The organism is uncultured Caballeronia sp. (assembly GCF_964243625.1).
Lineage (GTDB): Bacteria > Pseudomonadota > Gammaproteobacteria > Burkholderiales > Burkholderiaceae > Caballeronia.
Genome location: NZ_CAXTGZ010000025.1, coordinates 1 through 23,043, shown reverse-complemented (window position 1 = coordinate 23,043; position 23,043 = coordinate 1). Strand labels below are relative to the sequence as shown.

Here is a 23,043-nt window from a genome sequence, read left to right as displayed (position 1 = left end):
CGATCTGGTCAACCTCACGCTGTCCGGTTTCGCTCCATTCGATGAAGCCGGCTACAGCTTTGCATTCGCCGCCGACGCAACCGGCGAGGCCCTGCGCCGGCGCATGGACGCGGCGCTTGCCGCATTGCCGCCGCGTTTCTTGATGGAAGTACGCGCACGCTGGGCCGTCGCCGCGGCCGTGACGTTCACCCAACCGCTCGAATTAAGCGGCCCCGAGCTTGCCTGGGTCGCGGCACATCCCGTGGTCGACTACTCCATGTACGCGGACGCCGCGCCCATGACGTTTCGCGATTCGAGTGGCAAGCCGGCAGGACTTGCCATCGATATGTTGTCGGCTATCGGCGCGGCGACGGGTCTGACATTTGAAGGCCATTTGCGCGATTCGGTCGAAGCCGTCACGCAGGATATCTTCGACGGCAATTCGGCCTTGATCCCATATGGATTCAGCGCCGGGCAGATTCCGCCGCAGTTCGTGCCAAGCAAACCCTACGGCGAAGGCGTGCTCGCGATCGTGACCCGCGCGGGCGCCGAGCCGCTTCACGACGCCCGCGCGCTTGCCGAAAAACGCGTCGCGTTGTGGCGCAACCATGCGCTGATGGCCATGCTGCACGAGCGCGTGCCCACGGCGCGAATCGTCGAGACTTTACCGGTCAAGGGCCAGTTCGACGCCGTGCTCGACGGCGACGCGGACGCGACCGTCATCGACATGACGTTCGCGAATTACGCCGTCGGCAATCCGTATCGCGGCAAGCTCGCGATCACCGGCGCGTTCATCGATCAACCCGTGCAGCACGGCTTTCTCATCGCGCGTGGCGAGCCGATGTTGCTGTCGATCGTGAACAAGGCGATCGCGCACATGCAGCCCGCCGAGCTCGATGCCATCCGCCGCCGGTGGCTGCTGATCGAGCATCCCGAGAGCAAATGGGAGCAGCGGCGTCCGCAAGTCATCTTCGGCGCGTTACTGGCGGTGGCCCTGCTTGCGTTGCTCGCCGGATGGGGCTGGTCGCTGAAGAAGCAGGTGGATCGGCGGCGCAGAGCCGAGGACGCAATGCGGCGCGCCAGGAACGACGCCGAGAGCGCGAACCGTGCGAAGTCCGTCTTCCTCGCGGCGATGAGCCATGAGATCCGCACGCCGATGAATGCCGTCCTCGGTCTCCTCGAACTCGAGCTGCGCAGCCCGGGAGACAGGGCATCGACGGTCAGGGCGCTCGGCACGGCGCACAATGCGGCGCGCGATCTGCTTGGCATGATCGACGATATCCTCGACATGGCGAAGATCGAAGCGGGACGGCTCACATTGATGCCCGCGCCCGTGGAACTCGGGGCGTGGGTGCAGAGCGTTGCAGCGATCTACGAGCCGGCGGCGCGCGTAAAGGGCCTGGCGCTGAGGGTCCGCGCGAACGGCGAAAGCGAACACGCATGGGTGCTGGCCGATGCATTGCGACTGCGGCAGGTGCTAGGCAATTTGTTATCGAACGCGATCAAGTTCACCGATGCCGGCGAGATCGTGATCGACTATTCGATCGCGCAGACGAACACGCGCTGCGCGTTCGTGTTCACGGTGTCCGATACTGGTCTCGGGATCGCGGGCGATCAGCAGGCCTTGCTCTTCACGCCCTTCACGCAAGCGCGTCAGGAACAGCCGGGAAGGTTCGGCGGAACGGGTCTTGGCCTGACGATCTGCAGGCGGCTGATGACGTTGATGAACGGCACCATCGAGTTATCGAGCACGCCGGGGCAGGGGAGCCGGTTCACCGTAAAAATGAGCTTGCCGCTGAGCGAACCGCCCTTGCAAATGCCTGTTCCGGAAGACGCCGAAACGCGGGTGCCCGAAGGCTTGCGCATACTTGTAGTCGATGATCATCCCGCCAATCTCATCCTGCTCACAAGCCAGTTGAAGAACCTTGGCTGCGAGATCGAAACGGCCAGCGAAGGCGCAGCCGCATTCTCGCGATGGGATCAGCAAAGACTCGAAGGTTCGCCATTCGACCTGATCCTGACCGACTGTTCGATGCCCGTCATGAGCGGCGAGGATCTCGCCCGCGCAATCCGCAAGCGCGAGGCCGAGGGGCAGGGAACGCGGGTACCTATCGTGGGCGTGACGGCGAACGCGCAGCGCGAGGCCGTGGATCACGCGCTCGCGTCAGGCATGACGCAGTGCCTGGTCAAGCCGCTGGGACTGGACGCGCTGCGACATGCGCTCGTGCTTGCATCGCAAAGGACGGAGGAGGTGCATGAGGCCGCAACACCGGTAATCGCCGATCACACGTCACCGGACGCCTATGCGAGGTTTTTCCCGGTATCCGACGCCCCGATCCGTCTTTCCAGGCGCACTACAGGAACACGGGTCTATGGCCCGACACACGCTTTTCCGTCCAATACGCCTCGCCAGCAGTCGGTGATTACAGCGCACACGGCGGACGCAAATCATCAGACGAAGCGCTTGGCGATTGCCGCACCGCGCTTTGATGCCGACCTTCTGAACAGTCACGGAGATCAGGCGGCGCTCCTCGTCGATGTGCTGAAGTGGTCGAACCAGGTCGATCTCGAAGCCAGGTCGATCTCGAAGCCAGTCGCGCGGCACTCGACACGGGCGACTTCCAGCGCCTTCATGAACTCGTGCATCGCATGAAAGGAGCATCCCTGGTGATTGGGGCCACGCCGTTTGCCGATGCCTGCGTCGCGCTGCAAAGCCTGATCGAGCACGACGAGCATCCGTCCGACATGGCGAAACTCTGCGATGCCTACGCGCGTTTCAACGACGAAGCCATAGCACTGGATGCGGCGTTGACACAGCACGCTGCATTAACACAAAACGTCGCCTGAAGCGAATGCCTGAGCCCGGCTTCGGGTTCACCATTAATGTCCATTGTGATTATCGAGTCGCGCATGTGTTTTAATTAGGCCCTCCTCTCGATCCGACATTTTGCTCTCGCTGATTCTGGCGTGGCACGCTCGCCGAATGAATAGAAGGCCTCTTTCGTATCACCGGCATGGTTCTCGTCTGGCGGTCGCCGCCGCGTGGCTCCTGCTCGCCGCCGGCAGCGCGGCGCATGCTCAGAGACCTGAGTTGCTGGATCCGCGCGTGAAGCAAACCACCATCGTGGACACGATTTGCCGTCCGGGTTACGCCGACGACGTGCTGCCTCCGTTCGATACCCTGCAGCGTCAGAAAGACCAGTTGCTCAAGCAGCGCAAGGTCGACCCGGCGACCGCGTCGCAATATGCGCTCGATCACCGCATGCCTGTATTGCTCGGCGGTTCGCCGACGTCTGCAGCCAATCTCGACATTCGCCGCTGGGATGGCCGCGCGGGACAGCGCCGCAAGGAACGGCTGGCGGTGTTCCTGAAGCGCTGTGTGTGTACGGGGGATTTGTCGTTGGCGGCGGCCCAGACCGCCATGAGCGGTGACTGGTCGAACCAGTTCCGGAATTTGTCCAGTTCGAGTTGCACCGGAGACTGAGCGTCGAAGTCATTCAATGGTGAACGTGTCGAGCGGCTGGTTCGCCTGCGTTTTACCTGCGAAACGGCGCGCCAGCTGATCATGGAGCCTGCGGGCTTCGTCCAGTGTCAGGTCGATCCAGTACGGGTCCCCGGCGCCATCGTTCAGACGTTCGGGCGGAAACTGGATCTCCAGCACAATGCCTTTCTTGTAGCTCATCGCTTGAAACTCCGCGTCGTGGCAAAGAAAGGCATCGAGTCTACCGGCGCGCAAAGGCAGCATTGGCGCTCGACCGGGAAATATATTCTTGCCGGTCGCTCAATAAACAAAGCCTCTTCGACACGGCGTCACAGCTTGGGCAGCGCGGCGCCATCGAGCAAATGGCTCACCACCCGCTCGCCCAGCGCAGGCCCGACGCTCATTCCCACGCCGCTATGCATGAACACGCCGGTGACGGCGGGCGATGCCCGCAGCACGGAAAACGGCGCGTCCGATGTGCCGGTTCGCGCGCCATACACGCCTTGCCAACGTTCGATCACGTCGAGTCTGCCGCCGAGCGTGCTTTCGGCGAGCGTGAGCAGCATGTCATCGACAGATGCCGCGTTGAACGGCGACGGATCGTCATCGTAATCATGCGAATCGCCGATGATCAAGTCGCCCGCCGGCGTCGGGCTCGCCAGCAAATGAATGCCGTGCTCGAGCAACGCGGGTTCTTGCGCGGCCACTTCTTCGTGCAGCGCGGCGGCTTCGGGCAGGTCCGAAAACGCGCCGTAATGCAGGCAGCTTAAACCAGTCAGCACCGCATGATCGAGGGCGAATGGTTGGGCGGGCCTCACACGCAGCATCTGCAAACGGCACACGCGCGGCTCGATTGCGGCAAGCTCGGGTGCAAGCAGCGACAAATAATCGTGCCCCGCACAAATCACCACCTGTTCGGCGCGCGACTCGCCGGCCGTCGTGTCGAGAACGCCGTTGTCGATACCGCGCACCATCGTTCCAAAGCGGAAATCCACGCCATGCGCGCGCCGCAAATAGTCGATCAACCCTGGCACCGCCTCGCGCGAGAAGACCTGCAAGTCGGCGCGTCCATGCAACGCGGCGTGATGTTTGCTGAAGCGGCCGCCGTAGAGATCGTTGAGCGCGGCGCGTGACACCATGGCGGCGTCGTAGCCCGCCTCGCGGGCGCGCGTCTCGGCGAACGCCTCCATGACGTGCGCTTGCGCCGAGCTTCGGGCGAACATCAGCGAGCCCGAGCGGCGCATATGGAGGCCGGCATCGCGTGCCCAGCCAAGCCATATTTCCCGCGATGCCTGTGCGAGCGCATGCATGGCACCCGGCGGCTGGCCGGTCACGAGCACCATGCCGAAGTTGCGGATGGACGCGCCAACCGGCGTGCCGCTGCGCTCGAAAACGGTGACGCGCAAGCCACGCCGGGCGAACGCATGAGCATGCGCCAGTCCGAGAATGCCGGCGCCGATAATGGCTACATCTGTGTGAGGGGTCGTCGTCATTGGGTTTGTCAAAGCGTTGTGCGTACTACAATACGCGCGGTTTCACGTCTTTTAACCGATATCCATTCATTGCCGGCATGTCCGGTTGCCCCGATGCTCGCCGAACAACGTCATCAATACATCCTGTCCGAGTTGTCGAAGAACGGCGCGTTGTCGGTCGCCGAACTCGTGCGCGCGCTCGACGTCTCGCGTGAAACCGTCCGCCGCGATCTCAACGCACTCGCCGAACGCGGCCTGATCGCGACTACGCATGGCGGCGCGCTGTCGAATGACCGGCGCGAGCCCGACCTCGATACACGCGAAGCGGCGAACGCATCCGCCAAGCGCGCAATAGGCGAGCGCGCCGCGCAATTCGTGCCGGACGGCGCGTCCGTGATCATCGATTCGGGCAGCACCACGCAAGCCGTGGCGCGCGCGCTTGGCGACCGGCATCGCCTGACGGTCTACACCAACGACTGGCGCATCGCGTTGCTGCTCGGCCGGCGCAATGACAACAAGGTCACGCTGCTCGGCGGCGAACTTTCGGACAACGAGGACGCCACGTTCGGCCTCGATACCGTGCAGCAGCTTTCGCAGTATCACGTGGACTTCGCGTTCGTGGGCGCGGGCGCGATCACGTCCGATGGTTACCTGACCGACTATTCGCGGCTCGCCGCGGAAGTGCGCAGCCGGATGATCGTGGCTGCGAGCGCCGCGGTGATCGTCGCGGATCATTCGAAGTTCGGTCACGTCACGCCGGTGCGCATCCGCGACTTCGAGAAAGCGCGATACCTGGTCACCGAACTCACGCCCGACAAGGCTTTGCGCAAGGCGATCGCCTCGCGCGGGCCGGAGCTGGTGATTGCCTGACCGCTTGCCGGGCATGGATCAGGCCGCGAGCCGCACGTGCAACATGCCCAACGCGCGGCTGATTGCAGCCACTGCGTTCAGCATCTCGTTGGCATCGATAGCGCCAATGCATCCCACGCGAAACGTCTCCACTTCCGTCAGCTTGCCCGGGTACAGCACGTATCCTGCATCGCGCACGGCTTCGTAAAAGCGCTTGAAATCGTAGGCCGGATCGCGCGGCGCATGGAACGTGACGATCACCGGCGCCTGCACCGAAGCGTCCAGGAAAGGCCTGAATCCAAGCGCCGCCATGCCCTCGATCAACGCCGCGCAATTGCGCTGGTATCGAGCGCCGCGCGCAGCCTGGCCGCCTTCCGCCTTGTATTGATCGAGCGCCGCGCGCAACGCGGCGACCACATGCGTGGGCGGCGTGAAGCGCCATTGCGTGGTCTTCTGCATGTACGCATATTGATCGTAAAGGTCGAGCGCGAGCGAACGGGAAACGCCTTCCGATGCTTCCAGCACACTTCGCCGCACGATCACGAAGCCCATCCCCGGCACGCCTTCAAGGCACTTGCCGCTCGCCGATACGACGGCATCGATGCCGCCCTTCGATACATCGATAGGCAACGCGCCGAACGAACTCATTGCATCGACAATAAGACGCTTGTCGAAACGCGCGCACGACGCGGCGATCTCATCGAGCGGATTGAGCAAACCTGCGCTCGTCTCCAGATGCACCTGCGCCACGTGCGTGATGCGCGGCTCGCGCAAGAACATCTCCTCGATACGCGCGACGCCGGCCGGTTCGTCATCGCGCAACTTCAATTCGATCGCCGCTATTCCGAGCCGCTCGAGGATCTTCAGCAAACGCGTGCAATACGCGCCGTTGTTCGGTACGAGCACGACCGCATCGCGCGGCACGAGCGACCCGAGCGCGGCTTCGACCGAAAACGTGCCGCTTCCCTGCATGGGCACGCATACAAAATCTTTTTGACCGGACACGATAGAGAGCAGGTCGCGGCAGATCGAGTCTGTCATCTGGTTGAAAGCCGCATCCCACGATCCCCAGTCGCGCAACATCGCCTGACGCGTGGCCGGCGTTGTGGTGAGCGGGCCGGGCGTCAGCAAAATCGGGTCACTTCCGTTGATCACAATCTTCTCCGTTCGTATTTTCAGGCAGGCATGAAATAGTCTACGTCGGAATTTTGGCGAAATGTGGTCTTTGTTGTAGAAATGTGGCATCGTCATGGCGTTGTCATAGAGTTCTGTGATGCTTCGATCCGGCTGCGGGTGATACCAGATCAACCTCCGCGCCAAAGAATCATCGGACGCAAGCGGCCTTTCGAAAACCGCGCGTCATCCTCACGCCACCTGGTTGTTTCCGTCTTCCGGAGAACTTGCAACATGACAAAAAATCGCTTCCCCAAAGCTCGTCTGGCTTCGTGTCTTGCCGTGGCCGTGTTCGCAAGCGTCGCGGCCATGCAGGCGCATGCCGCCGATGCAGTCGTGCTGTACACCGCCGACGGCCTTGAAAACCTGTACAAGGATGTGCTGCCGGCCTTCGAAAAGAAGGAAGGTGTGAAGGTGAATATCGTGACGGCGGGTAGCGGGGAAGTGGTGAACCGGGCGCAGGTGGAGAAGGATTCGCCGAAGGCCGACGTGCTCGTGACGCTGCCGCCGTTCATCCAGCAAGCATCGCAAGGCGGCTTGCTGCAGCCGTACCAGAGCGTGAACTACGCGAATGTGCCGGCGATTGCGAAGGCATCCGATGGTGCGTGGGCGACCTTCGTGAACAACTACTTCTCGTTCGCGATCAACCCCGAAGTCACGAAGACCGCGCCGAAGACGTTTGCCGACTTGTTGCATCCGGACTTCAGCGGCAAGGTGGCTTACTCGAATCCCGCGACCGCCGGCGACGGCATGGCCGTGATCATCCTGACGAGCGCGCTGATGGGCGAAGACAAGGCGTTCGACTATCTGAAAGACCTGGAAAAGAGCGCGAAATTCCACACGAAGGGCACGGGTTATCTCGACGTGCTGCTTTCGCGCAACGAAATCTCATTCGCGAACGGCGACCTGCAGATGGATCTGGACGATGCCACCAACGGCGGCCTTTCGCTCAAGCCGATCTTCCTCTCGGCCAAGGCCGGCGAAGCGCCGACCACGTTCCAGTTGCCCTACGCGATCGGCCTGATCAAAGGCGGCCCGAATCAGGCTGAAGGCAAGAAGCTGGTCGACTACCTGATGTCGAAGGAAGTGCAGGCGAAGGTGCCGGACATCTACGGCATTCCGGGCCGCACCGACGTTCCGCTTGCCGGCAAGAATGGCGAGGCGGTCAAGCAGGCCATCGCGGGCGTGAAGCTGATTCCGGTGGACTGGAACCAGGTCATGGACAAGAAAGCCGCGTGGACCACGCGCTGGAAAAACGACGTGATCGGCAACTCCGGCAAGCAACTCGACGTGGTCAAGCCGAAGTCGTAAGCGCTTGCGTTCTTATCGAAGCTCTCAGGGATGCGAACCGTGAACACTTTGACGCTGGCTCCGGCCACTCGCGAAGCTGCTGCCGCCGATTCTTTCAAGCCGGCGCATGGCGGCGTGCATATCGAAGGCCTGAGCGTGCGCTTTGGCGCGCGTACGGTGCTGGATGACCTCTCGCTGACTATCGAGCGCGGCGAACTGCTTACCGTGCTCGGCCGCAGCGGTTGCGGCAAGACTACGTTGCTGCGGTTCATCGCGGGATTCGTGGAGGCGGACGGGCTCGCGGGCCGGCTGACGGTGGCCGGGCGTGATCTTACGCACGTGCCGCCGTTCAAGCGCAACCTCGGGCTTCTGTTTCAAAGCTATGCGCTGTTCCCGCATCTTTCCGTGTTCGATAACGTCGCGTTCGGCCTGCGGGCGCGGCGTCTGAAAGCCGGAGAGATAGCGCGGCGCGTGGCGGATGCACTCAAGCTCGTGCAACTCGGCGACGCGGGGCACGTGATGCCCGCGCAGTTGTCGGGCGGCATGCAGCAACGCGTGGCGTTGGCGCGAGCGCTGGTAATCGAGCCGGATGTGCTGCTGCTCGACGAACCGCTCTCGGCACTCGATGCCAACCTGCGCGCATCGGTCCGTACCGAACTGAAGTCGTTGCATGAGCGCCTGCCGAACCTGACCATTGTCTGCGTGACGCATGATCAGGACGATGCCCTGGTGCTCTCGGATCGCACGTTGCTGATGCGTGATGGCCGTATCGCGCAACTCGGCACGCCGCGTGAACTCTACGATAACCCCAAGGACGCGTTCGTCGCGCGCTACCTTGGCGCGGCGAACTTGTTGCCGCCATCGATCATGTTTCCTGTTGGCGATGCACGGCACGACGAACGCGGCAGGCTTGCGTGCATCCGTCCCGAGTGCCTGTCGATCGTGCCGTTGGGCAGTGCGCAATTGCACGGCACGATCTCCTCGGTTGAATGGTACGGCGCGGCGCTCTCGGTCTCGGTGATGCTCGATGCATTGCCCGACCAGCCCGTGCTCGTCACCATGCAACGATCGCATGGTCCGATGCCCGAGAAGGGCGCACGTGTTTCCCTACGCCACGAGGTTGACGATGTCGTCCTTGTCAGCGAGTGAACACCTGGTCGACGACCCCGCGCACACGCTTGCCAAGCGTCGGCGCGAACGGCGTGCGCAGTGGCAGCTCTGGTTCATCCTGGTGGTCGTGCTCGGACCATTGGTGCTGTATCCGCTCGTGCAATTGTTGTGGCTGAGCGTGACGGGCAAGCATGGCTTGAGCCTGCAGGCGTACACCGCGTTCTTCACCAATCCCGAAACCAGCGGTGTGATCGGCACGACGCTCGGCATCCTCTTCGCGAGTGCAACGCTTGCGTCATTGCTCGGTGTCATGCTTGCATCCATATTGTTTTTCAAGCCATTTCCCGGCGCGAAACTCGTGACGCGTTTCCTCGAATTGTTTGTCGCGTTCCCTTCGTTCCTGGTCGCGTTCACGCTGATCTTTCTGTATGGATCGCAGGGATCGGTGAGCATCGGCTTGCAGCGTTTGTTCAACTTGCAGAATCCGCCGCTCGACTTCTTGTTTGGCATTGGCGGCGTGATTCTCGCGGAGGTCGTGTTCTACGCACCGTTCGTGGTGCGGCCGACGCTTGCGTCGTTTGCAACGCTCGACATGCGTCTGATCGAAGCCGCGAAGAGTCTGGGTGCGAGTGGCTGGATGGTCGCGTTCAAGGTCATCCTGCCGCTCGCATGGCCGGGTATCGCGGCGGGAACGATCCTGTGTTTCCTGCTGACGCTCAATGAATTCGGCATCCTGCTCGTATTGGGAAGCGCACATCTGATAACTTTGCCGATGGCAATCTACAGCTCGGCTACGGTCGATCTGGACTTGCCGACAGCCGCGGCCGGCGCGGTTGTCATGCTTGCAATGTCGCTCTCGTTGTACGCGCTCTACAGGCGCGTCAACCGGCGCACAGGAGGCCGCAATGGCAACTGAATTTTCGCTGCCGGTTGCAGCATCGAAGCCGCACTCGCTCAAACGCGTCGGCGCGTGGATCTTCACCTGTTTCGCCGCGCTTCTGTGCTTCTGGCTGTTTGTATTGCCGGTGATCGTGGTTGCGCTTTCCAGCGTGGCGTCGCACTGGTCGGGAACGATCTTCCCCGATGGCTTCAGCATGCGCTGGTTCGAACGCCTCGGTTCAAGCGACTTCGATGCGCTGACAACGAGCCTTGAAGTCGGCTTCGGCGTGGCCGTCCTCGGGACCGTCCTCGGTCTTTGGCTGGCGCTCGCGCTCGAAGGCCGCGACCGGCGCGGTGTGGGCGCATGGGTCGATACAATCGCGATGATGCCCAACGGCGTGCCGAGTGTCGTGCTCGGACTGGCCGTGCTGATTGCGTATCACAAGAAGCCCCTGGATATTTCAGGGTCCGCGGCAATCGTCGTGCTGGTGCAGTTGGCGCTGGTGCTGCCGTTTTGTTATCGATGTGCGGCCGCTGCGCTGCGGCCTGAACTTACGATCCTGCGCGAAGCGGCTGCGAGCCTTGGCGCACCGCCATCGATGGTCCTTTCGCGTGTCGTCCTGCCGCAACTCGTTCCCGCAATCCGCGCGAGTCTTGCGCTTGGTTTCGCGTTGTCGCTGGGCGAACTCGGCGCGACGCTGACCGTTTATCCGCCGGGATTCGCTACGGTTCCGATCGTCGTGGTGGGACAGGTGAATCGCGGTTATTACCTGCCGGCATCGGCGCTTTCGCTGATCCTGCTGGCGGTGTCTCTCGCTGCGCTGTTGCTGATCGCGGCGAAGGTTCCCCGGCGGCGCATGGCCTGAATCGAAGCTATCGCAAGGTGTGTCCCGCTTGCGCGGGACAATTTCTCACGCCGAAAAATGTGGCAAATATTGGCGTTGTAAGTCAAAATATGTAAATCGCGCCGAATTAAAAGTGCCGGTTCACGCTCGAAAAGGAACGTCATGTCCATCTCTACTGAAACGTCTATCGAAGTCAACGGCCGCGCTTATGGCCCGGCACGCGCGTTGACGGTCGTCGTGTGCGTCGATGGTTGCGAGTACGACTATCTCGAAGCAGCGGTTGCTGCGGGCGTAGCGCCGTTTATCGGCACGATGCTCGAAGGTGGTTCCGCCTTTCGTGCCGACTGTGTGATCCCGTCGTTCACGAACCCGAACAACTTGTCCATCGTGACGGGTGTGCCGCCTTCCGTGCACGGCATCTGCGGCAACTATTTCTTCGATCCGGACGCGAACGGCGGCAAGGGCGCCGAGGTCATGATGAACGACCCGGCCTACCTTCGCGCCGGGACGATTCTCGCGGCCGCGGCGCAGCGCGGCGACAAGGTCGCGGTGGTCACGGCGAAGGACAAGCTGAGGCGTTTGCTTGGCTGGCAGCTCGACGGCATTTGTTTCTCGGCTGAAAAAGCCGATGCCGCCACGCTCGCGGAAAATGGCATCGACAACGTGCTGGAACTCGTTGACAAACCTGTGCCCGATGTCTACAGCGCGGGGCTTTCCGAGTTCGTGTTCGCAGCGGGCGTGCGGCTGGCAGAGACGCGCGACATCGACCTGATGTATCTCTCGACAACCGATTACGTACAGCACAAGTTCGCACCCGGCACGGACGGCGCGAACGCGTTCTACGCCATGATGGACGGCTACCTCGCGCAGTTGAACGCGCTCGGCGCGGTGATCGGGCTCACCGCCGACCACGGCATGAACGCGAAGCACGATCCATCGACGGGCGAGCCTAATGTCGTGTATCTGCAGGACTGGCTCGACGGAACACTGGACATTCCCAGCGCACGGGTCATCCTGCCCATCACCGATCCTTACGTCGTTCATCACGGCGCGCTTGGGTCGTTCGCGACGATCTACCTGCCGCGTTCCGTCGATGCAAAAGCACTGGCGAAGCGCATCGCCGAGTTGCCGGGCGTCGATATCGTGCTGGACAACGCAACGGCGTGCGAACGCTTCGAACTGCCAAACGATCGTGTGGGCGACCTCGTCGTGGTGAGCGGGCGCAACACGGCGCTTGGCACGCGTCGGGCGGAACACGATCTTTCGGGCCTCACGGTGCCACTGCGCTCGCATGGTGGTGTGTCGGAGCAGGAAGTGCCGTTGCTCTTCAATCGGAAAACCGACGGCTTTGAGTCGAAGCTCAACGGCAAACGTCTGCGTAATTTCGATGTATTGAGCATCGCACTCAACCATCTGGTGCTTGCATCATGAGCGCCGTCCTCGCGGCCGAGCAGCACGCGCTGCGCATGGAGAAACTCCGGCTCAAGGGCGAGCGTGCGGCGCGTACACGCAATCTCGATGTGTTCGATCCGTACACGAATACGCGCGTCGGCACCGTGCCGATGGCCAGTGTCGACGATGTCCGCGACGCCTTCGAGTACGCGGCAAACTACCGCGCAACGCTCACGCGCTACGAGCGTTCGCAGATCCTCGAACGCGCGGCTAGCATCATGCGTGAACGCACGGAAGAAGCGTCCGACCTGATTTCGCTGGAGTCGGGTTTATCGAAGCAGGATTCGCGGTACGAAATCGGCCGCGTCGCCGACGTGCTGAAATTTGCGTCCATGGAGGCCTTGCGCGACGACGGCCAGAGCTTCTCCTGCGATCTCACGCCGCACGGCAAGGCGCGCCGGGTGTTTTCGCAACGCGAACCGCTTGCCGGCGTCATTGTCGCGATCACGCCGTTCAACCATCCAATGAACCAGGTCGCGCACAAGATTGCGCCGGCCATCGCGACGAATAATCGCGTGATCCTGAAGCCCTCGGAGAAGGTGCCGTTATCGGCTTATTACTTCGCGGATGTGCTCTACGAAGCCGGTTTGCCCGCCCCGATGCTGCAGGTCCTGACCGGCGATCCGCGCGAGATCGCCGACGAACTCGTCACGCACCGCCTTGCAGAACTGGTCACTTTTACCGGCGGCGTGGCGATAGGCAAAGCGATCGCCGCGAAGGCGGGGTACCGGCGAGTGGTGCTTGAACTCGGCGGCAACGATCCGCTGATCGTGCTCGATGACGCCGATGTCGAACGCGCCGCCACGCTTGCCGTACAGGGTTCGTACAAGAACTCGGGACAGCGCTGCACGGCGGTGAAACGCATGCTGGTGCAGAAGGGGATCGCCGCGCGCTTCACCGAACTCGTGCTGGAAAAAACGCACGCATGGAGCTACGGCGATCCCTTCGATACCGCCAACCAGATGGGCACGGTAATAGACGCAACTGCCGCGGAAACGTTCGAGACGCGCGTGAACGAAGCGGTGCGGCAAGGCGCGCGCCTGCTCTGCGGCAATCGCCGCAATGGCGCGCTGTATTCGCCGACCGTACTCGACCGGGTCGATCCTTCCATGACCTTGGTGCGTGAGGAAACTTTTGGCCCGGTCTCGCCTATCATTGAATTCGATACCATCGACGACGCCATACGAATCAGCAACGGCACCGCGTTCGGTTTGTCATCCGGCGTGTGCACGGACCGCGCCGACCTCATCACGCGGTTTGTGAACGAACTGCGCGTCGGCACGGTGAACGTGTGGGAAGTGCCCGGCTATCGCATAGAACTGACACCTTTCGGCGGTATAAAGGACTCCGGCCTCGGCTACAAGGAAGGTGTCCAGGAAGCGATGAAAAGCTTCACGAGCCTCAAGACTTTTTCGTTACCGTGGGAATGATATGGCGCTGACACTCCCTGACATCCGTCATCTCTTCGATACTTACGGCGCCATGGCTTACAGCGGCGAGCCGGTGACGCAACTGCAGCACGCATTGCAGAGCGCGGCGCTGGCCGAAGGCGCGGGCGCGGAAGATGCACTCGTCGGCGCGGCGTTCCTGCACGATCTGGGCCACTTGCTGAACCTGCAAGGCGAGACGCCGACCGCGCGGGGTATCGACGACCTGCACCAATATTTCGCACTGCCGTTTCTGCGGCCGCTTTTCAGTGACGCCGTGCTTGAACCCATCCGCCTTCATGTGGATGCGAAACGCTGTTTGTGCGCGATTGATGCGGATTATTTCTCAAAGCTCTCGGCCGACTCGGTACGCAGCATGAAGCTGCAGGGCGGTGTTTTCAGCGAACCGGAAGCTGAAGAGTTCCTGCGCAAACCCTTCGCACAAGATGCGCTTTCCTTGCGGCGCTGGGATGATCTTGCAAAGCAGCCTGAACGCGATACGCCCCCGCTCGACCACTACATTCAGGTAATCGAAAGGCTTTCCGCACAGCATGGTGCCACGACCCAGGCTGACATCTAATTAAGGAAAACGAACTAAAACCAGGCACGTAAAAGTCGTTATTTCTCATCCGCGAATGACGGGAATACGACAGGAAATTGAACGCCCCGGGGCTGTCGCGCATATTCCACGCCTGCCCCGGAAAGGCGCACAGGCATTACCAAAAAAATAAAAATAGCGTAATCTGCCTGTTCGCCCGGCCCGTCCCGCTTGGGTGTGGCCGGTCCAGGCCATGTGCCCCAGGGCTTTGTGCGTTACTGCTTTCTGGAGAGTTCGATGACATCCGTCGACCTGGAGTTCGAACAACTCAATAGCACCGTCGATGCGCTGCGGCGCTCCATTTCAAACCGTCTCATGTACGGCGTCGGTAAAGATGCCGTTACCGCCCAGCCACGTGACTGGCTGCATGCGGTGGAACTGGCGGTCCGCGACCGGCTGGTCGCCCGCTGGATGAAAACCACGCGCCAGCAATACGAGCAGGACGTGAAGCGGGTTTATTACTTGTCGATGGAATTCCTGATCGGCAGGACCTTTACCAACGCGTTGCTCGCGCTGGGCATTCACGAAGAAGTCCGGGAAGCGCTCAACGGCCTGGGCGTGGATATCAACGCGCTTGAGAACCTCGAGCCTGATGCCGCGCTCGGCAACGGCGGCCTTGGCCGTCTCGCCGCCTGCTTCCTCGATTCCATGGCGACAGTTGGCATTCCCGGCTTTGGCTACGGAATCCGCTACGAATACGGCATGTTCAAGCAGACCATCGTGGACGGCAATCAGGTCGAAACGCCCGATTACTGGCTGCGCGCCGGCAACCCCTGGGAGTTTCCGCGCCCGGAAGTGAACTACGTGATTCACTTCGGCGGTCGCACCGTTCGTCATGAAGACCGCACCGAATGGATCGATACGGAACACGTGAACGCCATGGCGTACGACACGGTGATTCCGGGTTTTGCCACGACCGCGACCAACACGCTGCGCCTGTGGTCGGCGCGCGCCACGGACGAATTCGATCTTTCGGCGTTCAATCAGGGCGATTACCGCCGTTCCGTTGAAGCAAAAAATACCTCTGAACACGTGTCGCGGCTGCTCTACCCCGACGACTCCACGCAGGCCGGCCGAGAGCTGCGCCTGCGTCAGGAGTACTTTTTTGTATCGGCGACCATGCAGGATCTGATCCGCCGGTATCAACGCACGCACACGCATTTCGGGCGGCTTGCGGAGAAGGTCGCGGTTCACCTTAACGACACGCATCCGGTGCTCGCCATTCCCGAGCTGATGCGGCTGCTCGTGGACACGCATCATGTCCCGTGGGACAAGGCGTGGAAGCTCATCCAGCAGATGTTCTCGTACACGAACCACACGCTGATGCCCGAGGCGCTGGAAACGTGGGACGTGGAAATGTTGTCGCGCCTGCTGCCGCGTCACCTCGAAATCATCTTCGACATCAACGCGGATTTTCTCAAGCAAGTGGGCGAGAAGTTCGGCCGCGACGTGGACCTGATCCGCCGCATTTCGCTTGTGGACGAATACGGCCAGCGCCGCGTGCGCATGGCGCATCTGGCGATCGTCGCAAGTCACACGGTCAACGGCGTGTCGAAGCTGCATTCGCAACTGATGACGCAGAATATCTTTGCGGATTTCGCGCGCATGTATCCTGATCGCTTCACGAATGTGACGAATGGCATCACGCCGCGCCGATGGCTGTCGCAAGCGAGTCCGAAGCTGTCTTCTCTCATCGATGAACGGCTTGGACCGCGCTGGCGTACCGACTTGTTCGAGCTCGCACGTTTGCGCGAATGGCGCGACGACCCCGAATTCAGGTCGGCTTTTCACGAAGCCAAGCTTGCCAACAAGGTGAAGCTCGCCGCGCGTGCGAAGCTGGAAACGGGCGCGATCATCGACCCGAATGCGCTCTTCGATTTGCAGGTCAAACGCATTCACGAATACAAGCGGCAACTGCTGAATATCCTGCATGTGATCGTGCGCTACAACCGGATTCGCGAGGCGCCGGAGAAGGCGTGGACGCCGCGTGTGGTGATGTTTGCTGGCAAGGCGGCATCGGCGTACAAGATGGCGAAAACCATCATCAAGCTGATCAACGACGTAGCCGAGATGGTCAACAACGATCCGCTTGTCGGCGACCGGTTGAAGGTAGGTTTCATTCCGAACTATGGGGTGAGCGTTGCCGAGCTGATCATTCCCGCTGCGGACTTGTCGCAGCAAATTTCAATGGCCGGCACGGAAGCTTCAGGGACCGGCAACATGAAGCTCGCATTGAACGGGGCGCTGACCATCGGCACGCTTGATGGTGCGAACATCGAGATCTGCGATGCCGTTGGCCGCGAAAACATGTTCATCTTCGGGCATTCGACCGAGGAGATCGATGCATTGCGTGCGACCGGGTATCGGCCGCGCCAGATCTACGAAGAGAATCCCGAACTGAAGATGGCGCTCGACCAGATCCGGCTCGGACACTTTTCGCCGGACCAGCCGCACCGGTTCTACGACATCTTCCACACGCTCGTTGACTGGGGCGATCACTACATGGTGCTCGCCGATTTCGACAGCTTCGATCGCACGCAAGCAGAGGTCGATGCCAAGTTCCTCGACAAAGATGCGTGGACGCGAAGCGCGATCGAGAACGTCGCCGGCATGGGCATCTTCTCGTCGGATCGTACGATTGCCGAATATGCGAAGCATATCTGGCACGTGGAGCCGCTGCAGGTGTCGACGTAGGGTCTCTAGCGCCGCAGGCTGTAGGTCGTAGCACGACCCAGCGTTGCCTGTTCAAAGCGCGAAATGACAATGCCGATCACGTCGGCGAGCGAACGTGACGGCACTTCCACATGCAACGTAAGGCAGTCGTGACGACGATCCGTCGCCACGACTTGCATGCGTGCTTCGCCGCCGAGCGCCCTTTGCAATACACGGCGCGGTTCGCTGGAGTCGAGACCCGGCAGGGTGACGTCGAAAGCGACTACCGTATGGAGCTTGCGTGTGGCCCGTGCAATCGACTGGGCTACCGAGAGGGAAGTACGGACCGGCGAAGGAGCGCTTGCCTGAACAACGCTTGCTTTAACAACGCTTGCCTGAAGCATCGGATGTTGCGCCGTCTCGCGACGGGCGGTGGTGGGAACATCACCACTTTAGCGAGCGGCGCATTAACGCGGGGCATCGATCGGCCTTGTCCGCGTAAAGAAAGTATTAAAGCCCTTCCTGAACCGGTGGTGTTGTTGCCGGTACCTGAGTATCCGCCTGAGCCGCCGTCCGAGCGGTGACTGCTTCACGCACGAGCGTTGCAACGCGTTGTGCAAACTCCTCGTCTTTCGTCGTGAACACTTCACGCTCGCCGTCCGGTACCGTCACGTACATGCGATAGATCACGTCCTGCGTGATCCACGACAGATAGCCGACCACCGCGATCATGATGCCGAGCACCAGCGCCGGACCCGAACCCAGCACGCCGCCGATCGCTGCAACGATCACGCCGATAACACTCACAGCGATAGGCAACGGTTTTTGCCGCGGGATCATTTTTACGGTCGCGCCGCGCAGATCGCGCAACGGAAAAAGCTGTCCCGCAGCGCTCAAGCCCGCGCGGGCAAACGTGATTCCTCTTTCATTGAAGGGCAGATCGTGTTGCATGTGGGTAAGTCTTCAGCAAAATAAAGGCGCAGATTAACAGACCGGCGGCGCTTTGACGTCTCACCCATCGTCGCACCGTGGGCTTTGGGCGTATGGGCGTGGTTACATGTCGAAACGCTCACATTTGCGTTCGCTGTCGATTTTGACCGTCGGCATTCGTCGTTCAGGTGGGACCCTCATTGGAGACAACCCATGACTACGCTATTGAAAGAAAGCCACGCCTTCAGCGGCTTTGCGGTGCCGGACCTCGATGCTGCCAAGAAGTTCTACGGCGAGACGCTCGGACTCGATGTCACAACCGGCTCCATGGACGTTCTCGAGTTGCATCTGGCGGGCGGCAATCATGTGCTGATTTACCCCAAGCCCGACCACGTAGCCGCGACATATACGATCCTCAACTTCCCAGTCGCGGATGTGGAGCGCACCGTCGATGACCTGACCGCACGCGGCGTGCGCTTCGAACACTACGACACGCCGCGCCTGAAAACCGATGCCAAAGGCATATGTCGGGCGTCGGGCGGTCCGGTCATCGCCTGGTTCAGGGACCCGGCGGGAAACATCCTTTCCGTGCTCGAATCGGATAAGTAGGCCTTGAAGCAGCGGCTTTATGCGTGGATTGCCGATTCACTGGACACGAGCCGCAATTCATCGGCGATGGTCGCGATCAGCGCTTCGGCCGCCGCGCTCAGCGGACGTCGCGGATGGCTGATCCGCACGATGTGCCGCACGATGCGCGGCGCAAGGATCGGATAGGCGCGCAACGTGCCCTGCCGGACCGCGCGCTCGACCACGATGCGCGGCAGGATCGTCGCGAAGCGCGTGCTCTCCACCAGCTTCACGATGGTGCTGAGCACATCGATCTCGAAGCGCGGCGCAAGCAGCACGTCCTCGTGCTGGGCGGCGGTATCGAGCACACCCCGCAGACCGTGGCGCTTCGTTGGCAACACCAGTTCCAGATCGGGCAACTGCGCGAGTTCGATTGCATGCGGCAAGTCGGGCCCGTGCACGGCGCTCGTCACGAGCACCATCTCTTCATCCAGCAGCGGCTGCGAGTCGAGCGAAAGCCGCGCGCGCGGCTTGTTGATGAGCGCGGCATCGAGCTGCCCGCCCGACACCCAGTCGATGAACGTCGCGGTGTAACCGTCGGCCACGGTTACTTCCACATGCGGATAGCGCGCATGAAAACGCGAGAGTGAATCGGCCAGCACGCTCTCCGTCACCGATGCAATCAGCCCGATCGACACATGCCCGGTCACCACTTCGTCGCGCTGCACGAGTTGTTGGCGCGCGTGGGCGAGGTCACGAACGATGGGCAGGAACAGTCGGTACATGAGGCGTCCGGCAGCGGTCGGCGCCATGCCGTGGGCGCCGCGCTCGAAGAGTTGCTGATGCAGTTCGTCTTCGAGCTTCGCGATCTGCATGCTCAGCGCCGGTTGCACGATATTCAACCGCTTGGCCGCACGCGTGACCGAGCCGTCCTCGAACAAAGCGATGAAATATTGAATCTGCTTCAGGTCCATGTCGGCGGCTCGGTGGCATTGGTCCCATGTCTCGGGCCATCAATAAGTCTAATGAGAGTGCCTGGATTTATCAGAACCATCGTACGCGATGGTCGCTTCAAGGGCGCAACTGAGTGTTATCCCAACCATGGATTGACCGCATTGGGGCAAACACGGATATCACCGCGAATGATCGACCGCATCAAAAAACAGTATTAGAAGTTATATCGCGATCTCGTTACTCTTCAGATCAGCAACGAGGAGACGAGATGGACCACCATGAAGCCGCAGAGCACGGCAGCGCAAGCATTGCACCGGGCAATAAACCGTTCGATGCATTGTCGCTGCGTGGCTGGCTCGCGCATCTTTCCGCTACCGCACGCGTGGCGACGATCGACAAGCATGTATCGCTGAAACACGAACTTGCGGCAATCGCAAAGCGCCTCGACGGCAAGCAGGCGGCGGTGTTCCTTGCTCCCGGCGATCACGCAATCCCCGTGGTCAGTGGTTTCATGTCGAAGCGCGCATGGATCGCGGAAGCCATGGGCGTGGCCGAGAAAGACCTGTTGAAACGTTTCCGCGATGCCGCTGACAACCCGTTGCCGTGGAGCGAAGTTGCTTCCCGTGAGGCCGCTTGCCAGCAGGTCGTACATACCGACGGGATCGACCTGCATGCGCTGCTGCCCATTCCCACGCACAGTGAACACGACAACGGTCCTTACATTACCGCGGGTCTGGTCATCGCGCGCAATCCGCGCACGGGCGTGCAGAACGTGTCGATCAACCGGATCCAGGTTCACGCACGCGAGCGCATGGCGATCCTGCTGTTGCCGCGTCATTTGCATGCATTCCAGAAAGAGGCGGAAGCGGCGGGCGACGCGCTCGATGTGGCCGTCGCGATCGGCGTCGATCCGCTGACGATGCTTGCATCGCAAGCCATATCGCCCATCGACTTCGATGAACTCGAAATTGCCGGCGCATTGCATGGCGCGCCGTTGCCGGTCGTGAAATGCGTCACCAACGATGTACGCGTGCCGGCATACGCGGAGATCGTGATCGAGGGACGCATCCTGCCGAATGTGCGTGAAGCCGAAGGACCGTTCGGTGAGTTCCCCAAGTACTACAGCGCGCAGGAAGCACGCGAAGTGATCGAGGTGACGGCGGTAACGCATCGCAGAAATCCGATTTATCACACGATCGTTCCAGCCGAGATGGAGCATTTGCTGCTCGGCGCCATTCCGCGCGAGGCGACGCTGTTGTCGCATCTTCAGCGCAGTCATCCTGGCGTGACCGATGTGCATCTTTCAGTGGGCGGCGTATGCCGTTATCACCTCTGGGTGCAGTTTGCGAAGAAGCGGGAAGGCGAGGCGAAGAACGTGATCCTGTGCGCGTTCGGCGCGCATTACGACATCAAGCAAGTGGTGGTGGTGGATACGGATGTCGATATTCACGATGCTTCGGAAATCGAATGGGCGATTGCGACGCGCTTTCAGGCAGATCGCGACCTCGTGCTGATTTCCGGCGCACAAGGATCGCCGCTGGACCCGTCGACGACCGTGGGCCAACCCGATGACGCGCCATCTCACCTTCAGGGCATCAGCACGAAGATGGGACTCGATGCCACGCGTCCGGTCGTTTATGTGGGCCATGTGTTCACCCGCGTGCGTATTCCGGGTCACGATGCGGTCGATCTGGAAACACTCGTCGCCGCCGACAACACCGGATTCGATACCTACCTGAGTCAATCGCGATGAACGCGCAAACGCCCCAGCGTATTGTCGTCGGCATCTCTGGCGCAAGCGGCGCGATGATCGGCGTGCGGCTGCTCGAAGCGCTGCGCCGTATCGGCACGCATGAAACGCATCTGATCGTGTCGGCATCGGGCGCAGTGACGGCGGCGCAGGAGCTCGGCGTCGGGCGCACTGATCTCGATACGCTCGCTGATGTAGTTCACAACGTCCGCGACGTGGGGGCAACGGTTGCAAGCGGTTCGTTCGTCACGAGCGGTATGGTGATCGCGCCATGTTCCATGAAAACGCTCGCCGCCGTGGCAAACGGTTTCTCCGACAATCTCCTCACGCGCGCGGCTGACGTGATGCTCAAGGAGCGCCGCCGGCTGGTGCTCGTCGCCCGCGAAACACCGTTGAATCTCGCGCATCTGCGCAACATGACGCTTGCGACGGAAATGGGCGCGATCGTGATGCCGCCCGTGCCGGCGTTCTACTCGCATCCGCAGACTATCGATGACGTGGTGAGCCATACCGTCGGGCGCATCCTGGATTTATTCGGTATCGAGCATCGAGAGATCGAAAAACGCTGGAGCGGTCTTGCCGATGAATTCAGCGCGCGCGGTGATGCTGGAGTCGACGAATGAACCAGCGTGATCAGGCCGGCTTTGCCGCAATCAACGCGCACGCGTCTGAGGTCGTCGAGGCGCCCGTAACGAACGCATCGTCCGATGTGCGCCCGAAACGTCATGTCGGCCAGTCGGTGGAACGCTTCGAGGATCCTGCGATTCTCACGGGCCGGGGCCGGTATGGCGATGACATCGGCATCAAGCCAGGCACGTTGCACGCGGCGATTCTTCGCGCGCCGCACGCGCATGCCGAGCTGGTTTCGCTGGATACGAGCAACGCTGTGACAGCCGAAGGCGTGCGTGCGGTGCTGACGCGCGATGACCTCCGCGCGTGGTCGCGGCCGTTCGTGGTCGGCGTGAAATCGAAGATGGAGCAATGGTCGCTCGCGATGGATCGCGTGCGCTACGTGGGTGAACCGGTTGCAGTCGTGATGGCCGAGTCGCGGGCGCTTGCCGAGGACGCGCTCGATCTGATCAAGGTCGAATATCGCACGCTCGAACCGGTGACATCGATTGAAGGCGCGTTGAAGGACGATGCCTGCGTGCTGCATCCGAGTGTGCAGACCAACGTAATCAGTGATCGCAGTTTCCGTTACGGCGAGCCTGAGGCCGCGTTCAGCAATGCGCCGCATCGCGTGAAGATCGACGCGCATTATCCGCGCAATACCTGTGCGCCGATCGAATGCGGCGTGGTCATCGCCGAGTTTCTTTCTGGCGACGAAGGCTACGACGTCACGTCGAATTTCATGGGTCCGTTCTCGCTGCATGCCGTCATGGCGCTTGCGCTGAACGTGCCGGCCAACCGGCTGCGTCACAAGGCGCCGCGTGACTCGGGCGGCAGCTTCGGGGTCAAGCAAGCCGTGTTTCCGTATGTGGTGCTGATGTGTCTCGCATCGCGCAAGGCGAACGCGCCGGTGAAGTATGTCGAGGACCGGCTCGAACATCTGAGCGCGGCGACATCGGCTACCGCACGGTTCACAACGCTCGAAGCCGCCGTCGAAGCCGATGGCCGCATCACCGCGCTCGATTA

22 protein-coding genes are annotated in these 23,043 nt (G+C 61.5%); 16 read left to right on the top strand and 6 right to left on the bottom strand.

The features are described 5' to 3' along the window. The 3 genes from ACFFAR_RS03160 to ACFFAR_RS03150 all read left to right on the top strand — a co-directional run. The coding region (locus tag ACFFAR_RS03160; protein WP_174362564.1) for an ATP-binding protein at nucleotides 1–2,632 on the top strand (2,632 nt) is incomplete at its 5' end. Beyond that, nucleotides 2,527–2,826, top strand: coding sequence for an Hpt domain-containing protein (locus ACFFAR_RS03155; protein WP_174362563.1), 300 nt, complete (start codon nucleotides 2,527–2,529; stop codon nucleotides 2,824–2,826). The genes ACFFAR_RS03160 and ACFFAR_RS03155, both read left to right, overlap by 106 nt. A gap of 136 nt (nucleotides 2,827–2,962) precedes the next feature. After that, a complete protein-coding gene (locus ACFFAR_RS03150) occupies nucleotides 2,963–3,463 on the top strand; it encodes a hypothetical protein (protein ID WP_062171474.1) in 501 nt (166 codons plus the stop codon). 9 nt (nucleotides 3,464–3,472) lie between these two features. Here the strand turns inward: ACFFAR_RS03150 and ACFFAR_RS03145 are convergent, their stop codons facing one another. Next, on the bottom strand, nucleotides 3,473–3,661 hold the full coding sequence (locus ACFFAR_RS03145; protein ID WP_174362566.1) for a hypothetical protein: 189 nt from the start codon (nucleotides 3,659–3,661) through the stop codon (nucleotides 3,473–3,475). A 128-nt stretch (nucleotides 3,662–3,789) separates the two neighbouring features. Then, nucleotides 3,790–4,953, bottom strand: coding sequence for a TIGR03364 family FAD-dependent oxidoreductase (locus ACFFAR_RS03140; protein WP_174362562.1), 1,164 nt, complete (start codon nucleotides 4,951–4,953; stop codon nucleotides 3,790–3,792). A gap of 93 nt (nucleotides 4,954–5,046) precedes the next feature. Between ACFFAR_RS03140 and ACFFAR_RS03135 the strand changes: the two genes are divergently transcribed. Then, nucleotides 5,047–5,802, top strand: a complete 756-nt coding sequence (locus tag ACFFAR_RS03135; RefSeq protein ID WP_062171470.1) for a DeoR/GlpR family DNA-binding transcription regulator — start codon at nucleotides 5,047–5,049, stop codon at nucleotides 5,800–5,802. A gap of 18 nt (nucleotides 5,803–5,820) precedes the next feature. Here ACFFAR_RS03135 and ACFFAR_RS03130 read toward each other — a convergent pair whose 3' ends face one another. After that, nucleotides 5,821–6,936: a 2-aminoethylphosphonate--pyruvate transaminase gene (locus ACFFAR_RS03130; protein WP_062172581.1), complete on the bottom strand. Its 1,116-nt coding sequence runs from the start codon at nucleotides 6,934–6,936 to the stop codon at nucleotides 5,821–5,823. 252 nt (nucleotides 6,937–7,188) lie between these two features. Between ACFFAR_RS03130 and phnS the strand changes: the two genes are divergently transcribed. From phnS to ACFFAR_RS03090, 8 genes are all read left to right on the top strand, one after another. Next, nucleotides 7,189–8,265 carry a 2-aminoethylphosphonate ABC transporter substrate-binding protein gene (gene phnS / locus ACFFAR_RS03125; RefSeq protein WP_062003296.1) on the top strand — a complete coding sequence of 359 codons (1,077 nt, stop codon included), beginning with the start codon at nucleotides 7,189–7,191 and terminating at the stop codon, nucleotides 8,263–8,265. 39 nt (nucleotides 8,266–8,304) lie between these two features. Beyond that, nucleotides 8,305–9,393, top strand: a complete 1,089-nt coding sequence (phnT, locus tag ACFFAR_RS03120) for a 2-aminoethylphosphonate ABC transport system ATP-binding subunit PhnT (protein ID WP_375507508.1) — start codon at nucleotides 8,305–8,307, stop codon at nucleotides 9,391–9,393. Beyond that, the gene (locus ACFFAR_RS03115; protein ID WP_174362560.1) at nucleotides 9,371–10,270 is read left to right on the top strand and encodes a 2-aminoethylphosphonate ABC transporter permease subunit; all 900 of its coding nucleotides are present in this window, start codon (nucleotides 9,371–9,373) and stop codon (nucleotides 10,268–10,270) included. Before phnT ends, ACFFAR_RS03115 begins: the two co-directional genes overlap by 23 nt. Further along, the gene (gene phnV / locus ACFFAR_RS03110) at nucleotides 10,260–11,099 is read left to right on the top strand and encodes a 2-aminoethylphosphonate ABC transport system, membrane component PhnV (protein WP_256927620.1); all 840 of its coding nucleotides are present in this window, start codon (nucleotides 10,260–10,262) and stop codon (nucleotides 11,097–11,099) included. Before ACFFAR_RS03115 ends, phnV begins: the two co-directional genes overlap by 11 nt. Before the next feature lie 141 nt (nucleotides 11,100–11,240). After that, nucleotides 11,241–12,509, top strand: a complete 1,269-nt coding sequence (phnA, locus tag ACFFAR_RS03105; RefSeq protein ID WP_174362559.1) for a phosphonoacetate hydrolase — start codon at nucleotides 11,241–11,243, stop codon at nucleotides 12,507–12,509. Then, nucleotides 12,506–13,960 carry a phosphonoacetaldehyde dehydrogenase gene (gene phnY, locus ACFFAR_RS03100; RefSeq protein WP_375507507.1) on the top strand — a complete coding sequence of 485 codons (1,455 nt, stop codon included), beginning with the start codon at nucleotides 12,506–12,508 and terminating at the stop codon, nucleotides 13,958–13,960. The genes phnA and phnY overlap by 4 nt, the downstream gene beginning before the upstream one ends. 1 nt (nucleotide 13,961) lies before the next feature. Further along, a complete protein-coding gene (locus ACFFAR_RS03095) occupies nucleotides 13,962–14,537 on the top strand; it encodes a phosphonate degradation HD-domain oxygenase (RefSeq protein WP_174362557.1) in 576 nt (191 codons plus the stop codon). Between the two features lie 255 nt (nucleotides 14,538–14,792). Continuing rightward, nucleotides 14,793–17,249 (top strand): glycogen/starch/alpha-glucan phosphorylase, encoded by a 2,457-nt coding sequence (locus tag ACFFAR_RS03090; RefSeq protein WP_062171460.1) that lies wholly within the window; start codon nucleotides 14,793–14,795, stop codon nucleotides 17,247–17,249. 5 nt (nucleotides 17,250–17,254) lie between these two features. Here the strand turns inward: ACFFAR_RS03090 and ACFFAR_RS03085 are convergent, their stop codons facing one another. Together ACFFAR_RS03085 and ACFFAR_RS03080 are read right to left on the bottom strand one after the other, a co-directional pair. Beyond that, nucleotides 17,255–17,611 (bottom strand): hypothetical protein, encoded by a 357-nt coding sequence (locus ACFFAR_RS03085; protein ID WP_086381162.1) that lies wholly within the window; start codon nucleotides 17,609–17,611, stop codon nucleotides 17,255–17,257. 106 nt (nucleotides 17,612–17,717) lie between these two features. Further along, entirely contained in the window at nucleotides 17,718–18,158 is a 441-nt protein-coding gene (locus tag ACFFAR_RS03080; protein WP_062171455.1) for a DUF6232 family protein, read from the bottom strand. Between the two features lie 192 nt (nucleotides 18,159–18,350). Between ACFFAR_RS03080 and ACFFAR_RS03075 the strand changes: the two genes are divergently transcribed. After that, nucleotides 18,351–18,746 carry a VOC family protein gene (locus ACFFAR_RS03075; protein ID WP_174363663.1) on the top strand — a complete coding sequence of 132 codons (396 nt, stop codon included), beginning with the start codon at nucleotides 18,351–18,353 and terminating at the stop codon, nucleotides 18,744–18,746. Between the two features lie 17 nt (nucleotides 18,747–18,763). On the opposite strand, the gene ACFFAR_RS03070 is transcribed toward ACFFAR_RS03075, so the two are convergent. Then, nucleotides 18,764–19,678, bottom strand: coding sequence for a LysR family transcriptional regulator (locus ACFFAR_RS03070; protein WP_062003286.1), 915 nt, complete (start codon nucleotides 19,676–19,678; stop codon nucleotides 18,764–18,766). A 248-nt stretch (nucleotides 19,679–19,926) separates the two neighbouring features. Between ACFFAR_RS03070 and ACFFAR_RS03065 the strand changes: the two genes are divergently transcribed. The 3 genes from ACFFAR_RS03065 to ACFFAR_RS03055 all read left to right on the top strand — a co-directional run. Further along, entirely contained in the window at nucleotides 19,927–21,411 is a 1,485-nt protein-coding gene (locus ACFFAR_RS03065) for a UbiD family decarboxylase (RefSeq protein WP_174363662.1), read from the top strand. Beyond that, the gene (locus ACFFAR_RS03060; protein ID WP_375507506.1) at nucleotides 21,408–22,031 is read left to right on the top strand and encodes a UbiX family flavin prenyltransferase; all 624 of its coding nucleotides are present in this window, start codon (nucleotides 21,408–21,410) and stop codon (nucleotides 22,029–22,031) included. The genes ACFFAR_RS03065 and ACFFAR_RS03060 overlap by 4 nt, the downstream gene beginning before the upstream one ends. Next, a partial coding sequence (locus ACFFAR_RS03055) for a xanthine dehydrogenase family protein molybdopterin-binding subunit (protein ID WP_375507505.1) occupies nucleotides 22,028–23,043 on the top strand: 1,016 nt, incomplete at its 3' end. The genes ACFFAR_RS03060 and ACFFAR_RS03055, both read left to right, overlap by 4 nt.

Bases quoted from the DNA above. Each gene is read 5' to 3' on its own strand.
- ACFFAR_RS03065 (WP_174363662.1), top strand. From the start codon at position 19,927: ATGGACCACCATGAAGCCGCAGAGCACGGCAGCGCAAGCATTGCACCG.
- ACFFAR_RS03090 (WP_062171460.1), top strand. From the start codon at position 14,793: ATGACATCCGTCGACCTGGAGTTCGAACAACTCAATAGCACCGTCGAT.
- phnY (WP_375507507.1), top strand. From the start codon at position 12,506: ATGAGCGCCGTCCTCGCGGCCGAGCAGCACGCGCTGCGCATGGAGAAA.
- phnA (WP_174362559.1), top strand. From the start codon at position 11,241: ATGTCCATCTCTACTGAAACGTCTATCGAAGTCAACGGCCGCGCTTAT.
- ACFFAR_RS03085 (WP_086381162.1), bottom strand. From the start codon at position 17,611: ATGCTTCAGGCAAGCGTTGTTAAAGCAAGCGTTGTTCAGGCAAGCGCT.
- ACFFAR_RS03145 (WP_174362566.1), bottom strand. From the start codon at position 3,661: ATGAGCTACAAGAAAGGCATTGTGCTGGAGATCCAGTTTCCGCCCGAA.
- phnS (WP_062003296.1), top strand. From the start codon at position 7,189: ATGACAAAAAATCGCTTCCCCAAAGCTCGTCTGGCTTCGTGTCTTGCC.
- ACFFAR_RS03075 (WP_174363663.1), top strand. From the start codon at position 18,351: ATGACTACGCTATTGAAAGAAAGCCACGCCTTCAGCGGCTTTGCGGTG.
- phnV (WP_256927620.1), top strand. From the start codon at position 10,260: ATGGCAACTGAATTTTCGCTGCCGGTTGCAGCATCGAAGCCGCACTCG.
- ACFFAR_RS03150 (WP_062171474.1), top strand. From the start codon at position 2,963: ATGAATAGAAGGCCTCTTTCGTATCACCGGCATGGTTCTCGTCTGGCG.
- ACFFAR_RS03135 (WP_062171470.1), top strand. From the start codon at position 5,047: ATGCTCGCCGAACAACGTCATCAATACATCCTGTCCGAGTTGTCGAAG.
- ACFFAR_RS03140 (WP_174362562.1), bottom strand. From the start codon at position 4,953: ATGACGACGACCCCTCACACAGATGTAGCCATTATCGGCGCCGGCATT.
- ACFFAR_RS03070 (WP_062003286.1), bottom strand. From the start codon at position 19,678: ATGGACCTGAAGCAGATTCAATATTTCATCGCTTTGTTCGAGGACGGC.
- ACFFAR_RS03080 (WP_062171455.1), bottom strand. From the start codon at position 18,158: ATGCAACACGATCTGCCCTTCAATGAAAGAGGAATCACGTTTGCCCGC.
- ACFFAR_RS03060 (WP_375507506.1), top strand. From the start codon at position 21,408: ATGAACGCGCAAACGCCCCAGCGTATTGTCGTCGGCATCTCTGGCGCA.
- ACFFAR_RS03095 (WP_174362557.1), top strand. From the start codon at position 13,962: ATGGCGCTGACACTCCCTGACATCCGTCATCTCTTCGATACTTACGGC.
- ACFFAR_RS03115 (WP_174362560.1), top strand. From the start codon at position 9,371: ATGTCGTCCTTGTCAGCGAGTGAACACCTGGTCGACGACCCCGCGCAC.